15 protein-coding genes are annotated in these 13,745 nt (G+C 72.8%); 9 read left to right on the forward strand and 6 right to left on the reverse strand.

What is annotated here, in order from left to right:
- Window positions 1–78: 78 nt before the first annotated feature.
- Genes IFT90_RS04560 through IFT90_RS04575 form a run of 4 tightly spaced genes read left to right on the forward strand, consistent with a single transcriptional unit; the run spans window position 79 to window position 4,226 of the window.
- Window positions 79–1,434 (forward strand): PIG-L family deacetylase, encoded by a 1,356-nt coding sequence (locus IFT90_RS04560; RefSeq protein ID WP_192041147.1) that lies wholly within the window; start codon window positions 79–81, stop codon window positions 1,432–1,434.
- 39 nt (window positions 1,435–1,473) lie between these two features.
- Window positions 1,474–1,800: a ferredoxin gene (fdxA, locus tag IFT90_RS04565; protein ID WP_123548127.1), complete on the forward strand. Its 327-nt coding sequence runs from the start codon at window positions 1,474–1,476 to the stop codon at window positions 1,798–1,800.
- Between the two features lie 10 nt (window positions 1,801–1,810).
- The gene (dapC, locus tag IFT90_RS04570; RefSeq protein WP_371812142.1) at window positions 1,811–2,914 is read left to right on the forward strand and encodes a succinyldiaminopimelate transaminase; all 1,104 of its coding nucleotides are present in this window, start codon (window positions 1,811–1,813) and stop codon (window positions 2,912–2,914) included.
- Window positions 2,915–2,930: 16 nt separating this feature from the next.
- Window positions 2,931–4,226: a citrate synthase gene (locus IFT90_RS04575; RefSeq protein ID WP_123548129.1), complete on the forward strand. Its 1,296-nt coding sequence runs from the start codon at window positions 2,931–2,933 to the stop codon at window positions 4,224–4,226.
- 93 nt (window positions 4,227–4,319) lie between these two features.
- On the opposite strand, the gene dapD is transcribed toward IFT90_RS04575, so the two are convergent.
- A complete protein-coding gene (gene dapD, locus IFT90_RS04580; RefSeq protein WP_192041149.1) occupies window positions 4,320–5,288 on the reverse strand; it encodes a 2,3,4,5-tetrahydropyridine-2,6-dicarboxylate N-succinyltransferase in 969 nt (322 codons plus the stop codon).
- 71 nt (window positions 5,289–5,359) lie between these two features.
- Here dapD and dapE point away from each other — a divergent pair, with 71 nt between their 5' ends.
- The 3 genes from dapE (at window position 5,360) to IFT90_RS04595 (ending at window position 7,966) form a co-directional block, all read left to right on the forward strand.
- Window positions 5,360–6,436: a succinyl-diaminopimelate desuccinylase gene (gene dapE / locus IFT90_RS04585; protein WP_192041150.1), complete on the forward strand. Its 1,077-nt coding sequence runs from the start codon at window positions 5,360–5,362 to the stop codon at window positions 6,434–6,436.
- Window positions 6,421–7,710, forward strand: coding sequence for a hypothetical protein (locus IFT90_RS04590; RefSeq protein ID WP_371812097.1), 1,290 nt, complete (start codon window positions 6,421–6,423; stop codon window positions 7,708–7,710). The genes dapE and IFT90_RS04590 overlap by 16 nt, the downstream gene beginning before the upstream one ends.
- An 85-nt stretch (window positions 7,711–7,795) precedes the next feature.
- A complete protein-coding gene (locus IFT90_RS04595) occupies window positions 7,796–7,966 on the forward strand; it encodes a DUF3117 domain-containing protein (protein ID WP_123548132.1) in 171 nt (56 codons plus the stop codon).
- Window positions 7,967–8,088: 122 nt separating this feature from the next.
- On the opposite strand, the gene IFT90_RS04600 is transcribed toward IFT90_RS04595, so the two are convergent.
- The gene (locus IFT90_RS04600) at window positions 8,089–8,715 is read right to left on the reverse strand and encodes an O-methyltransferase (protein ID WP_166644796.1); all 627 of its coding nucleotides are present in this window, start codon (window positions 8,713–8,715) and stop codon (window positions 8,089–8,091) included.
- 68 nt (window positions 8,716–8,783) lie between these two features.
- Here IFT90_RS04600 and IFT90_RS04605 point away from each other — a divergent pair, with 68 nt between their 5' ends.
- Window positions 8,784–9,185 carry a Sec-independent protein translocase TatB gene (locus IFT90_RS04605; RefSeq protein WP_123548342.1) on the forward strand — a complete coding sequence of 134 codons (402 nt, stop codon included), beginning with the start codon at window positions 8,784–8,786 and terminating at the stop codon, window positions 9,183–9,185.
- 46 nt (window positions 9,186–9,231) lie between these two features.
- Here the strand turns inward: IFT90_RS04605 and IFT90_RS04610 are convergent, their stop codons facing one another.
- Window positions 9,232–10,146 (reverse strand): LysR family transcriptional regulator, encoded by a 915-nt coding sequence (locus IFT90_RS04610; protein WP_123548134.1) that lies wholly within the window; start codon window positions 10,144–10,146, stop codon window positions 9,232–9,234.
- 243 nt (window positions 10,147–10,389) lie between these two features.
- Between IFT90_RS04610 and IFT90_RS17275 the strand changes: the two genes are divergently transcribed.
- Window positions 10,390–10,512 (forward strand): hypothetical protein, encoded by a 123-nt coding sequence (locus IFT90_RS17275; RefSeq protein WP_255416193.1) that lies wholly within the window; start codon window positions 10,390–10,392, stop codon window positions 10,510–10,512.
- A gap of 183 nt (window positions 10,513–10,695) precedes the next feature.
- On the opposite strand, the gene IFT90_RS04615 is transcribed toward IFT90_RS17275, so the two are convergent.
- The 3 genes from IFT90_RS04615 to IFT90_RS04625 are packed head-to-tail and all read right to left on the reverse strand — an operon-like array spanning window position 10,696 to window position 13,709.
- A complete protein-coding gene (locus IFT90_RS04615) occupies window positions 10,696–11,856 on the reverse strand; it encodes a P-loop NTPase (protein WP_192041151.1) in 1,161 nt (386 codons plus the stop codon).
- A complete protein-coding gene (locus tag IFT90_RS04620; protein WP_192041152.1) occupies window positions 11,849–12,391 on the reverse strand; it encodes a DUF1003 domain-containing protein in 543 nt (180 codons plus the stop codon). Before IFT90_RS04620 ends, IFT90_RS04615 begins: the two co-directional genes overlap by 8 nt.
- On the reverse strand, window positions 12,378–13,709 hold the full coding sequence (locus tag IFT90_RS04625) for a magnesium transporter MgtE N-terminal domain-containing protein (RefSeq protein ID WP_133738542.1): 1,332 nt from the start codon (window positions 13,707–13,709) through the stop codon (window positions 12,378–12,380). Before IFT90_RS04625 ends, IFT90_RS04620 begins: the two co-directional genes overlap by 14 nt.
- Window positions 13,710–13,745 lie beyond the last annotated feature (36 nt).

The raw sequence follows: 13,745 nt of genomic DNA on the forward strand, positions 1-13,745 counted from the left end.
GGTAGTTTGGTTAGGCTAACCTCACCAGCTTCCCGGGCCGGACCGACCATAGTGCGGGGCGGCATATCCTGTCCAGTGATGACGTACTTCGGCTCCGCCCCCGATGCCCGCCAGGGCGATGCCCGCCCCGGCCAGCCCTCCGCCCTGCGGGCCGAGCGGGTCCTCTTCGTGCACGCGCACCCGGACGACGAGACGATCGCGACGGGCGGCACGATCGCCGCCCTCGTCGACGCCGGCGCCGAGGTGACGATCGTCACCTGCACCCGCGGCGAGCTCGGCGAGGTCATGCCCGACGACCTGGCCCGGCTCCGCGGTGACGAAGCCGCCCTCGCCGCGCACCGCGAGGGCGAGATCGCGGAGGCGATGCGCGACCTCGGCGTCCGCGACCACCGGTTCCTCGGCGACCCCGAGGCGCGCACCCACGGGCTGCCGGCGCGGGTGTACCGCGACAGCGGCATGGTGTGGCGGTCGGACGGCGTGGCCGGCCCGACCCCCGACCTGCACGGCGCCGCCTTCTGCGCGGCCGAGTTCGGCGAGATCGTGTCCGACCTGCAGGCCGTGGTCGAGTCCGTCCGGCCGACGGCGATCGTCAGCTACGACGAGGACGGCGGCTACCACCACCCCGACCACGTCCGGGCCAACCGGGCCGCCGTGCGCGTCGCGCGCCTGGCCGAGGTGCCCTTCTTCGCCGTCGTCGCGGGTGCCGAACAGGCCACGGGCGCCGAGGCCGAGGCGCTCGCCGCCGACGACTCGGTCCGCACGGTCGACGTCCGTGCCTCGACCGCACGCCGCCTGGCCGCCCTGCGCCGCTACCGGACGCAGGTCGAGGTCGTCGACCTGCCCCGGGGCGCGGCGGGGATCCTCTTCCCCCACGGCGCGGTCCAGCCCGTGGGCACGAGCGAGTCGTTCCGCTTCGTGCCGGAGCCCGACTCCCGGGCGTCCGGCCCCGCCGGCGCCTCCGAGTTCGCCGACATGAGCACCGGCGGCCGGGTGGCGACCACGGTGCTCGCCCTCGCCGCGGGGGCCGTCTTCGGAGCCCTCGGCACGGTCGCCCACCAGGGCACCGTCACCGTCGCCGGCGCGCCGATCTGGTCCGGCCTCGTGCTGTCGCTGGTGATGGCCGCGGCGCTGCTGGCCGGCATGCGCCTCCTCTTCGGCTCCCGCGTCGTCGCGGTCGCGGTCGCGCTCGGCCTGCTCGGCGCCGCCGCGCTGCTGTCCCAGCCGGGTGCGGGCGGCTCGGCGCTCGTGCCGGCGAACGGCCCCGGCTACGCGTGGACCTTCGGACCCCTGCTGATCGCGATGGTCGTGATCGCTTGGCCGACCCTGCCGCCGCGGGGCGCCGGGCCCGACGACGGGTCGACCGCCTCTTCGTCGACCGCGTCCGACTCCGCGCCCACCGCCTCCTCCGCCGGCACCCAGCCGACGGCGCGCTAGGCTGGACCCTCTGCCCGAGGTGAAGGGAACCCCCCGAACGTGACGTATGTGATCGCACTGCCCTGTGTGGATGTCAAAGACCGTGCCTGCATCGACGAGTGCCCCGTCGACTGCATCTACGAGGGCGAACGCTCGCTCTACATCCACCCCGACGAATGCGTCGACTGCGGTGCCTGCGAGCCCGTGTGCCCCGTCGAGGCGATCTACTACGAGGACGACCTGCCGGACAAGTGGGCCGAGTACTACAAGGCCAACGTCGAGTTCTTCGACGAGATCGGCTCGCCCGGCGGCGCGGCGAAGGTCGGGGTCATCGCGGGCGACCACCCCGTGATCTCCGCCCTGCCCCCGCAGGGCGCGCAGGCCTAGGCCCCGGTCGATCGTGGCGCTGTCGCTGCCCGACTTCCCCTGGGACTCGCTCGCGGCGGCGGCCGCCGTCGCCCGCCGGCACGAGGGTGGCATCGTCGACCTCTCGGTCGGCTCGCCCGTCGACCCGACCCCCGAGGTCGTCGCCAGGGCCCTCTCGGCCGCGACCGACGCCCACGCCTACCCGCAGGTCGCCGGCACCCCCGCGCTGCGGGCGGCCGTCGCCGAGTGGTACGAGCGCAGGAGGGGCGTGTCCGGCCTTCAGGACGCGAACGTCCTGCCCACCATCGGCTCCAAGGAGCTCATCGCGGGCATGGCCCTCTGGCTCGGCCTCGGCCCGGGCGACACCGTCGTGCACCCGGTCGCCGCCTACCCGACCTACGCGCTCGGCGCGGCGCTCGTGGGCGCCGACGTGCTGGCCAGCGACGACCCCGCCGAGTGGCCTGGGTCGACTCGGCTGATCTGGGTGAACAGCCCCGGCAACCCGGACGGCGCCGTCCTCGACCACGAGCACCTGCGGGCGGTCGTGGCGCGCGGCCGCGAGCTCGGCGCCGTCGTCGCCGGCGACGAGTGCTACGCCGAGCTCGGCTGGGAGGGCGAGTGGGCCGACAGGCCGACGCCCTGCATCCTCGACCGGAGGGTCGTCGGCGACGACCTGCGCGGCGTCGTCAGCGTCTACTCCCTCAGCAAGCAGTCGAACCTCGCGGGCTACCGGGCCGGCTTCGTGGCTGGCTGTGACCACGTGATCGGCCAGCTCCTGGCCGTGCGCAAGCACGCCGGCCTCATGCCGCCCGCCCCGGTGCAGGAGGCCATGCGCGCAGCCCTCGGCGACGAGGCGCACGTGCGTGAGCAGAAGGAGCGCTACCGGGCCCGTCGCGCGGCCCTGGCCCCTGCCCTCGGGGCCGCGGGCTTCCGCATCGACTACAGCGAGGCCGGGCTCTACCTCTGGGCGACCCGCGACGAGGACTGCTGGACGAGCGTCGACTGGTTCGCCGAGCGCGGCGTGCTCGTCGCGCCCGGCAGCTTCTACGGCGTCGACGGCGGGCGCCACGTGCGGGTCGCCCTCACGACGACGGACGAGCGGATCGCCGCGGCCGTGGAGCGCCTCCAGGGCTGACCGCTAGGGTGACAGGGTGACTGATCCTGCCAACGACGCCCAGAAGGCCACGCTGCAGTTCCCGGGGGGGACGGCCGAGTTCCCGATCGTGCCGAGCACCCAGGGTGCCTCGTCGATCGACATCTCGAGCTTCACCAAGCAGACCGGCTACACGACCCTCGACACGGGGTTCGTGAACACGTCCGCGACCCGCTCGAAGATCACCTACATCGACGGTGACGAGGGGATCCTGCGCTACCGCGGCTACCCGATCGAGCAGGTGGCCGAGAACTCGACCTACCTCGAGACCGCGTGGCTGCTCATCTACGGCGAGCTGCCCACCGCCGACGAGCTGGCCGACTTCGACGCCCGCATCCGCCGCCACACCCTGCTGCACGAAGACCTCCGCCGCTTCTTCGACGCGCTGCCGCACAACGCGCACCCCATGTCCGTGCTCTCGAGCGCCGTGGGCGCGCTCGGCACCTTCTACGAGGGGTCGATGAGCGTCAGCGACCCTGCCCAGGTCGAGCTGCAGACCATCCGCCTGCTCGCGAAGCTGCCGGTCATCGCGGCGTACGCGCACAAGAAGAGCCTCGGCCAGGCGTTCCTCTACCCCGACAACTCGCTCAGCTTCGTCGACAACTTCCTCAAGCTGAACTTCGGCACGATGGCCGAGCCGTACGAGGTGAACCCGGTCCTGTCGAAGGCGCTGGAACGCCTCCTCATCCTGCACGAGGACCACGAGCAGAACGCCTCGACGTCGACCGTCCGCCTCGTCGGCTCGACGCAGGCGAACATGTTCTCGTCGATCTCGGCCGGCATCAGCGCGCTCTACGGCCCGCTGCACGGCGGCGCGAACGAGGCCGTGCTCACGATGCTCGCCGAGATCCGCGACAGCGGCCAGGGCGTCGAGCGCTTCGTCGAGCGCGTCAAGAACAAGGAAGACGGCGTCAAGCTCATGGGCTTCGGCCACCGGGTCTACAAGAACTTCGACCCCCGTGCCCGACTCGTGAAGGAGAGCGCGACCGAGGTGCTCGCCGCCCTCGGCGTCAAGGACGACCTGCTCGACATCGCGATGGAGCTCGAGGACATCGCCCTCGCCGACGACTACTTCGTCGAGCGCAAGCTCTACCCCAACGTCGACTTCTACACCGGCGTGATCTACAAGGCGATGGGCTTCCCGCCGCGCATGTTCACCGTGCTCTTCGCCATCGGTCGTCTGCCGGGCTGGATCGCCCACTGGCGCGAGATGAACCAGGACCCCGCGACCAAGATCGGCCGCCCGCAGCAGCTGTACCTGGGCGAGACCCAGCGCGACTGGCCGCAGCGCTAGCCGCGGCACCGGCAGCGCAGACGGGCGGGTCCGTCGTGACCGGGCGTCGACGACGACCCGGGGACGACGGACCCGCCCGTCCTGTCGTCGCGGCTACGCGTGCAGCTGCGAGTTGAGCGTGATGCCGTGGCCCTTGCGCGGCAGCACCTCGACGGCGCCGGTCACCGAGTTGCGGCGGAACAGCAGCCCCGGGCGGCCCGAGAGCTCGACGGCCTTGACCGTCTGCTGCTTGCCGTCGTTCGTCGGGGTGCCGCCCACGACGACGACCTTGGTGCCCGCCGTGACGTAGAGGCCGGCCTCGACGACGGTGTCGTCGCCGATCGCGATGCCGATGCCGGCGTTGGCGCCGAGCAGCGCGCGCTCGCCGATGGTGATGCGCTGGGTGCCGCCTCCCGACAGGGTCCCCATGATGGAGGCGCCGCCTCCGATGTCCGACCCGTCGCCGACGACGACGCCCTGCGAGATGCGGCCCTCGACCATCGACGCGCCGAGCGTGCCCGCGTTGAAGTTGACGAAGCCCTCGTGCATCACGGTGGTGCCGGGCGAGAGGTGGGCGCCGAGGCGCACCCGCGAGGCGTCGGCGATGCGCACGCGGTCGGGGGTGACGTAGTCGAGCATCCGCGGGAACTTGTCGATGCCCGTCGTCGCGACGCCGGCGCGCTGCAGCGACGGGCGGAGGCGGGTGAAGTCGTCGGGGTGCACCGGTCCGGCGTTGGTCCAGACGACGATGGGCAGGTGGCCGAAGACGCCGTCGAGGTCGATGGTGTTCGGCGCGACGAGCAGGTGGCTCAGGAGGTGCAGCCGCAGGTAGGCGTCGGGCGTGGACGCCGGAGGCGTGGCGAGCTCGATCTCGACGGTCACGGGGACGAGGTCGACGCCCCGGCGGGCGTCGGGCCCGGCGGCGTCCGCGATCTCGGCGGGCACGAGGGCCGGGTCGCGGTCGGCGGGCAGCCGGCCGAGCGACGGCGCGGGGAACCAGGTGTCGAGCGTGCTGCCGTCGCGGGCGACGGTGGCGAGCCCGTACCCGTGGGCGTGGGTGGCGGCGGGGGTGTCCGTGGTCATGCCCTCGATCGTAGGGCGGCGGGGAGGCGCCGCCCGGCGACCTGCCGGGCACCGGCCCTACACTCGGGTCCATGCCGCCCTTCGACCTGAGCGTGTCCGCCGTCGACGTCACCCGCCAGCTCTGCGACGTCGAGTCCGTCTCCGGCAACGAGCAGGCGGTGGCCGACTCGATCTGGCAGACCCTCGAGGGGCACGACCACCTCACGCTGTTCCGCGACGGCGACGCGATCGTCGCCCGGACGGAGCTCGGCCGCGACAGTCGCGTGGTCATCGCCGGGCACATCGACACCGTGCCGCTGAACGACAACCTGCCCACCCGCTTCGAGACCGACGACGACGGGGTCGAGCACCTGTGGGGCCGCGGCACCGTCGACATGAAGGCGGGCAGCGCCGTCCACCTCCGCCTCGCGGTCGAGCTCACGGAGCCCGTGGTCGACGTCACCTGGGTCTGGTACGACCACGAAGAGGTGTCGGACGCCCTCAACGGCCTGGGGCGGCTCGCACGGCTGCACCCGCACCTCCTCGAGGCCGACTTCGCCATCCTCGGCGAGCCGACCCGCAGCGAGGTCGAGGGCGGCTGCAACGGCAACCTGCGGGCAGAGATCCGGACCTTCGGCGCCCGGTCGCACAGCGCGCGCTCGTGGGTCGGCTCGAACGCCATCCACGCGGCCGCCCCGATCCTGGACGTCCTGGCCGCGTACGAGGCGCGCGAGGTCGAGGTCGACGGGCTCGTCTACCGTGAGGGGCTCAACGCCGTCGGGATCACGGGGGGCGTGGCCGGCAACGTCATCCCCGACGAGTGCATGGTGCACGTCAACTACCGCTTCGCGCCGAGCCGCAGCGCGGACGAGGCCGTCGCTCACGTCCGCGAGCTGTTCGCCGGCTTCGACGTGACGATCGTCGACCTCGCCCCGGGCGCCCGCCCCGGCCTCGACGCCCCGCTGGCCCGGCAGTTCCTCGAGGCCGTCGGCGGCGAGGCGAAGCCGAAGTACGGCTGGACCGACGTCGCCCGCTTCTCGGCCCTCGGCGTGCCCGCGGTCAACTACGGCCCCGGCGACCCGCTGCTGGCCCATCACGACGACGAGCGGGTGCCGGTCCAGCAGATCCTCGACAACGAGCGCGGACTGCGGGCGTGGCTGACGGCCTGACCACGCGGCCGTCCCCGGCGTCGTCGACCCGGTCGTCGTCGACCCGTCCGGTGTCGTCGGGCCGTCCGGCGTGGCCCGGCTCCGACGCGCGTCGCTGGCTGACCGTCCGCGGGCGGCTGCTGCCGTGGTGGGCCCGCGTGCTGGGGGTCTTCGTGCTGTCGCGCGTCGTCAGCACGGTGTTGCTGGTCAACTTCGCGCAGCGGCAAGGCGCCAACGCCTGGACGCTCGCGAGCCCGGACTACGCGAGCTTCGCCAGCATCTGGGACGGCCACTGGTACTACATCATCGCGGCCGTGGGGTACCCGTCGACGCTGCCCCTGACCGAGACAGGCCACGTCGCCGAGAACGCGTGGGCGTTCATGCCGGCCTACCCGTTCCTCGTGCGCGGTCTGACGGAGCTGACCGGCGCCTCCTTCGCGACCCTCGCCGTGGTCGTGTCGACCGTCTTCGCGGGCGGCACGGCGCTCCTGTTCTACAAGCTGCTCCGGCACGTGTTGCCCGAGGGCACCGCGCTCTTCGGCGTGGTGCTGTTCTGCGCCTCGCCGCTGTCGCCGCTGCTGCAGGTCGCCTACGCCGAGTCGATGTTCCTGTTCCTGCTCTGTGCGGCCCTGCTGCTGCTCCTGCAGCGGCGCTACGTGGCGATGCTGCCGGTGGTGCTGGTCATGTCGTTGACGCGGCCGGGCGCCCTGCCGCTGGCCCTCGCGCTCGGCCTGCACACGGTCTACCGCTGGTGGCGTCGACGCGACGACCCGTTCCCCGGCCGCGAGATGCTCGCCGCGGGGGTGGCCACGGTGGCGACGGCGGTCTTCGGGGTCGGCTGGCTGCTGGTCGCCGGACTCGTCACCGGCAGGCTCGACGCGTACACCGAGACGGAGCTCGCCTGGCGCTCGGCGTACATCGGCTACGGCCCGCTGGTGCCGTTCACGCCCTGGATCGAGGGTGCGAACTGGTGGTTCCCGGGTGGTCTGGGGGTGGCTCTGCTGGTGATCTCGGTGATCGCCCTCGGAGTGCTCCTGCTGGGCCCGTGGGGACGACGACTCGGCGTCGACCTGCGGCTCTGGAGCTTCGCCTACGCGCTCTACCTGCTCGCCGTGTTCTTCCCGCAGTCGAGCACCTGGCGCCTGCTGATGCCGCTGTTCCCGCTGCTCGGCGTGCTCGCCCTGCCGCGCTCGAGGGCCTGGCGAGTCGGGATCGTGCTGCTCGCCGTGGCGGGCCAGTGGCTCTGGATCGACTGGTGCTGGTGGGTGGACGGGTACGACTGGACGCCCCCGTGAGCCGGGTGACGCCTCCTCTTGTTTAGGTGTCAGCCGCAGAATCACAGATAATGGGATCTGAATCTTCGCGAAAGGGGACTATCTGATGGCAGCCATGAAGCCGAGGACCGGCGACGGGCCTATGGAGGCCGTGAAGGAGGGCCGTCTCATCATCGTGCGCGTTCCGCTCGAAGGTGGCGGCCGCCTCGTGGTGTCGGTCAACGACGACGAAGCACGAGAGCTCCACGACGCGCTGGCGAACGTCGTCGGCGACTAGGCACGACCTCCCGCATCACCCTCGACGCCCCGTCGGCCCCAGGCCGGCGGGGCGTCGGCGTGCGTCCGGACGCGGTGCTCCCGGCGCCCGGCGCAGGGCGCCCTGCGCCGGGCTCGGGGGCGTCAGCGCTTGACGAGCTGGAGGAGGCCGTCGCCGGCCGTCGACAGCGAGCTGATCACGGCGGGCGAGGTCGAGACCTCGGTGAGCAGGGTGCGGAATCCCGTCGTCGTCGCGTCGCGCCTGGCCGGGTTGGCGACCGCACCGTGCCACAGCGCGTGCGCGACGAGCACGAGGCCGCCGGGGCGGGCCATCCGGAGTCCGTGCTCGACGTACTCGATGACGGAGCCGGGATCGGCGTCGACGAAGACCACGTCGTAGCTGTTCTCGTTCATGCGGGGCAGCACCTCGGCGGCCCGGCCGGTGATCAGGCGCACCCGGGCGGCGGGCACGCCGCCGCGCAGGTAGGCGTCGCGCGCCGCCTGCTGGTGCTCGATCTCACGGTCGATGGAGGTGAGGGTCGCGTCGGGCGCACCGGCGAGCAGCCAGAGGCCGCTGACGCCGACCCCGGTGCCGATCTCGATGATGCTGCGGGCCCGCGACGAGGCGGTGGCGACGGCCAGCTGCGCGCCGACGGCGGGGGAGACGGCCTCGACCCCGACCTCGAGCGAGTGCTGCCGAGCCTCGGCCAGCGGTCCGCTCTCCGTCACGAGTTCTTCCGCGAACTTCCAGCTCGATTCGATCTGCGACACACTCACTCCTCGGTGCCCAAGCCTAGGGGCTGGCTGTCGGGGGCAGACGTTAGTCTGCATGCGTGTCCCTGTTCGGTCTGACGTTCGACAAGCTCCTGGTGATCGGCGTGCTCGCCGTCTTCCTCCTCGGCCCCGAGCGCCTGCCCGGCTACGCCTCGAAGCTGGCCCAGCTCGTCCGCAGCCTGCGCGACATGGCGAACGGCGCCAAGGCCCGCATGCGCGACGAGATGGGGCCCGAGTTCGACGAGGTCGAGTGGCAGAAGCTCGACCCGCGGCAGTACGACCCGCGGCGCATCATCCGCGATGCCCTCCTCGACGCCCCCGAGGCGGCCACCAAGCCGGTGTCGGGCGCGATGGCCCCGGCGACGGCGGCTGCCGTGTCGGTCGGGCTCCCGGGCGGCGGCCCGCGGCCGGCGCCCGAGCCTCTCGCCGTCGGCGAGGTGCCCCCGTGGGACGCCGAGGCGACCTAGCCCTGCCCCGCCGCCGGTCGCGCAGCTCCGGCCCTGCAGCACCGCGTCAGACCCCGCCGTGCAGCGCGGCGACCCGCGAGGCCTCTGCGCGCAGGGCGTCGACGACGCGGCGGACGGACGGGCGCTCCGCCCGGTCGCGACGCATCAGCACCGAGACGTAGCGGACGGCTCGGATGCTCTCGAGGGGCAGCAGGACCATGTCGTCCCGCGCCTCCTTCGCGGTGAACCGCGGCAGTACGGCGATGCCGAGGCCGGCGCCCACCAGCGACTCGGTCACCTTGGTGTCGCTGAAGCGCTGGGCGACGCGCACGGGGCTGCCCGTGACGCGCTCGATCTCGCGGTAGACCCACTCGAACGGGAAGTCGGTGGGGACCCCGATCCAGGTCTCGCCCTCGAGGTCGCCCGGCGACAGCGAGGCCCGTCCCGCGAGTCGGTGGTCGGCCGGCAGCGCCACGTCGAGGGGCTCCGTGAGCAGCGGGACCGTCACGAGCCCGCGCCCGCGCCAGGCGCGCCCGTCCGGGGAGTGCGCGACGACGACGTCGTGGTCGGCGGCGAGGTCGGCGAACTCGAGGATCGACGGGTCGTGGTCGGTCGCCACGACCGTGAGGCCCGGCGTCTCGGCGATGGTCCGGAGCAGGCCCGGCAGCAGCATCTGCCCGCCGGTGGGGAAGGTCGCGAGGGTGACCTCGCCCTGGGGCGTCGCGACGAAGTCGGCCCAGACGGCTTGGGCGCGCTCGAGGGCCACGGCCACGTCGGTGGCGGTCTGGGCGAGGACGCGGCCCGAGCCCGTCAGGACGACGCCCCGGCCCACCCGCTCGGTCAGGGCGACCCCGGCCTCCTTCTCGAGGACCTTCAGCTGCTGCGAGACGGCCGAGGGGGTGCGGTGCGTCGCCTTGGCGACGGCGGCGATGCTGCCCCGCTCGGCGAGTTCCCGGAGCAGTTCGAGCCTCTTGACGTCCATGTAGCGATTCTACGGTGTCACGGTAGAAAACCATGGTTGTGCTTCCCTTTGTGAGGGCGCAGACTTGACCTTGTCATCAGAGGGACCCCATGCCCTCTCCGCTCGGTCGACCTGGTCCCGAGCATCCGCAACGAGGCTGACCGACCGCCTACGAGACCTGTCGTCGTGCCCTGCACGACCCGGTCCAGGAGGCGGTCGATCGTCCTGCCCACACCGCGCGACAGCGCAGACAAAGAGAAGAACATGTTCACCGGAATCATCGTCCTGGCCGTCGCCGCGAGCATCGGCATCGTCGGATCCGTCGTCGCGGTCGCCCGCGACGGCTACCGCGCCATCCCGACCCGCACCTTCACCCGCTGGTCCTAGTCGGCTCGTCGCCGCCTCCCCTCGCCGCCGGTCCGTGCTGGAACCGATGACGAGTCGGCGGGCAGGTCGCGTCTCCTCCTGAGCGCGACGGCCCGCGAGAGGCGAGTGATCGAGACACCCGAGAGGCCCCCGTGCACCTGCACGGGGGCCTCTCGTGCACACGGATGCCGTCAGGCGACGCCGTCAGCTGACGCTGAGGCCCAGCCGGCGGCCGACGAGGCTGCGCGGGCGCACCGCGAGGGTGCCCGCGAGCGCGTCGATGACCCGCGCCGCAGGGTCGTCGGGCGCCGCGACGACGACGGGCGCCCCCAGGTCGCCGCCCTCGCGCAGCCCGAGGCTCAGCGGCACGCTGGCGAGCAGCGGTACGTCGGCCTCCTGCCCGGCCGAGAGGCGGCGTGCGGTCTCGGCGCCGCCTCCGGTGCCGAACAGCTCGAGCACGGTGCCGTCGGGCTGGGCGAGCCCGGCCATGTTCTCGACCACCCCGAGGAGGCGCTGGCCGGTCTGGCGGGCCACGACGCCGCTGCGCTCGGCGACGTCGGCCGCCGCGGGCTGCGGCGTCGTCACGACGAGCACCTCGGCGTGGGGCAGCAGCTGCCCGACCGAGATCGCGACGTCGCCCGTGCCGGGCGGCAGGTCGAGCAGCAGCACGTCGAGGTCGCCGAAGAACACGTCCGTGAGGAACTGCTGGATGGTGCGGTGCAGCATCGGTCCGCGCCAGGCCACCGCGACGGAGGAGTCGTCGACGAACATGCCGATCGAGATCACCTTCACCCCGTGGGCCACGGGGGGCAGGATCATGTCGTCGACCTGCGTGGGCTTGACGGCGGCGCCGTCCGGGCCGACCAGGCCGAGCAGGCCCGGGATGCTGAAGCCGTAGACGTCGGCGTCGACGATGCCGACCGACAGGCCGCGGGCCGCGAGCGCGACGGCGAGGTTGGCGGTCACGGTCGACTTGCCCACGCCTCCCTTGCCGCTGGTGACCGCGATGACGCGGGTGAGCGAGTCCGGCCCGAACTGCTGCACGCGGGCGCCCCGTCCGGCCCGCAGCTTCTCGGTGAGCGCGTGTCGCTCCTCCTTCGTCATGACGGTGACGGCGACCGTCACGTCCGTGACGCCGTCGACCGAGGCCGTCGCGGCGCGCACGTCGCGCTCGATCGTGTCGGCCGCGGGGCAGCCCACGATGGTCAGCTTGACCGAGACCGTCGCCGCGCCCGCAGCGTCGACCGACACGTCGCCGATCATGTCCAGCTCGGTGACCGGTCGGCGGATCTCGGGGTCGAGCACCGATCCCAGCGCCGTCCGCACGCGAGCGGCGGGGGTGCCCGCGTCAGCGGTGTCAGCCACGGGGCGCGTCGTCCGTCGTGGCCGCCGCAGCCGCCTCCTCGTCCCGACGGTCCATCTCGTCGAGCAGCCCCCTCAGCTCGGCCCGGATGAAGTCCTTGCTGGCCATGTCGCGGATCGCGATCCGCAGGGCCACGACCTCGCGGGCGAGGTACTCGGTGTCGGCGAGGTTGCGCTCGGCCCGCTGGCGGTCCTGCTCGAACTGGACGCGGTCGCGGTCGTCCTGGCGGTTCTGCGCGAGGAGGATCAGGGGCGCGGCGTACGAGGCCTGCAGCGAGAGGATCAGCGTCAGCGCCGTGAAGCCGATCGCGGCGCTGTCGAAGCGGATCGAGTCGGGCGCCGTCGTGTTGTAGACCATCCACAGCACGCAGAACGCCGTCAGGGCGATCAGGAACTGCGGCGTGCCCATGGCCCGGGCGATCGCCTCCGTGGCGCGGCCGAAGCGGTCGCGCCCCGCACGGCGCCGCCCCGGCAGCACCCGGGTGCGGAGGCCCTTGGGCGAGTCGAGTCGGACGGTGCTCCGGTTATCGCGTGCCACCGGTGGTCCTCCTCGGGGTAGTCGTCGGGGTCGTGGTCAGGGGGGCGCGGCGGGCACGCGCCCGGGAGCGGCTGAGCGGTCTGTCCTGGTCGTTGCTGCGCCAGTCGTCGGGCAGCACGTGGTCCAGGACGTCGTCGATGGTCACCACCCCGACGAGGCGGTGGGCGGCGTCGACGACGGGCACGCTGACGAGGTTGTACGTCGCCATGACCCGCGTCACCTCGAGGGCGGTCGCGTCGACGCGGACCGGTTCGAGCTGCTGGTCGAGCAGCGTGCCGAGGCGCTCGTTGGGCGGGTAGCGGAGCATCCGCTGGAAGTGCACCATGCCGAGGAACCGGCCGGTCGGCGGCTCGTACGGCGGCAGCGTGACGCAGACGGCGGCCCCGAGCGCCGGCGCCAGCTCGTGGCGCCGGATCAGGGCGAGGCCCTCGGCCACCGTCGCGTCGGCGGAGACGATCACCGGCTCGGTGGTCATCAGGCCGCCGGCGGTGTCGGCGTCGTAGCTGAGCAGCATGCGGACGTCGTCCGCCTCCTCCGGCTCCATCAGCTGGAGCAGCTGCTCCTTGCGCTCGTCGCCGAGCTGGGACATGAGGTCGGCGGCGTCGTCGGGCTGCATCTGGTCGAGCACGCCCGCGGCGCGCTGGTCGTCGAGCTGGGAGAAGATCTCGACCTGCTCGTCCTCCGGCAGCTCCTCGAGCACGTCGGCCAGGCGGTCGTCGGACAGCTCGGAGGCCACCTCGAGGCGGCGCTCGGGGGTCAGGTCGAGCAGCGTGTTCGCGAGGTCGGCGGGCACGAGGTCGGAGTAGGCGGCGATGAGGTGCTCGGCGCTCTGGGCCTCGCCGGGCTCGTTCTCCTCCACGACCTCGTCCCACGTGGCGAACGCGGTGGGGCCCTTGCCGAAGGGCGACGGCGTGGTCTTCGGGCGGCGCAGGAACAGCTGGCCGATCTCCCAGTCGCCCTCGCTGACCTCGTCGATCGCGACGTCCTCGACGACGGCGCGGCCGCCGTCCCGGCGCAGGGAGACCCGTCGGCCGAGCATCTCGGCGATGACGCGGGTCTCGCCCCCGCGCTGCTCGAAGCGACGCAGGGTGATCGTGCCGCTCGTGATGATCTGCCCCGAGCCGATGCTCGTGACCCGGCCGATGCTGACGAAGACGCGGCGCTTGCCGGGCACCTCGACGATCAGGCCGACGACCCGCGGCGGGTCCTCACGGCGGTAGACGACGAGGACGTCCCTCACCTTGCCGACCTTGTCGCCGGCGGGGTCGAAGACGGAGCACCCGGCGAGACGGGCGACGAAGACTCTGGTGGCGCTCACGCCTCCAAGTTAGTCGCTCAGCCCGACCGCGCCGCG

Source organism: Frigoribacterium sp. CFBP 8766 (assembly GCF_014841435.1).
Classification (GTDB): domain Bacteria; phylum Actinomycetota; class Actinomycetes; order Actinomycetales; family Microbacteriaceae; genus Frigoribacterium.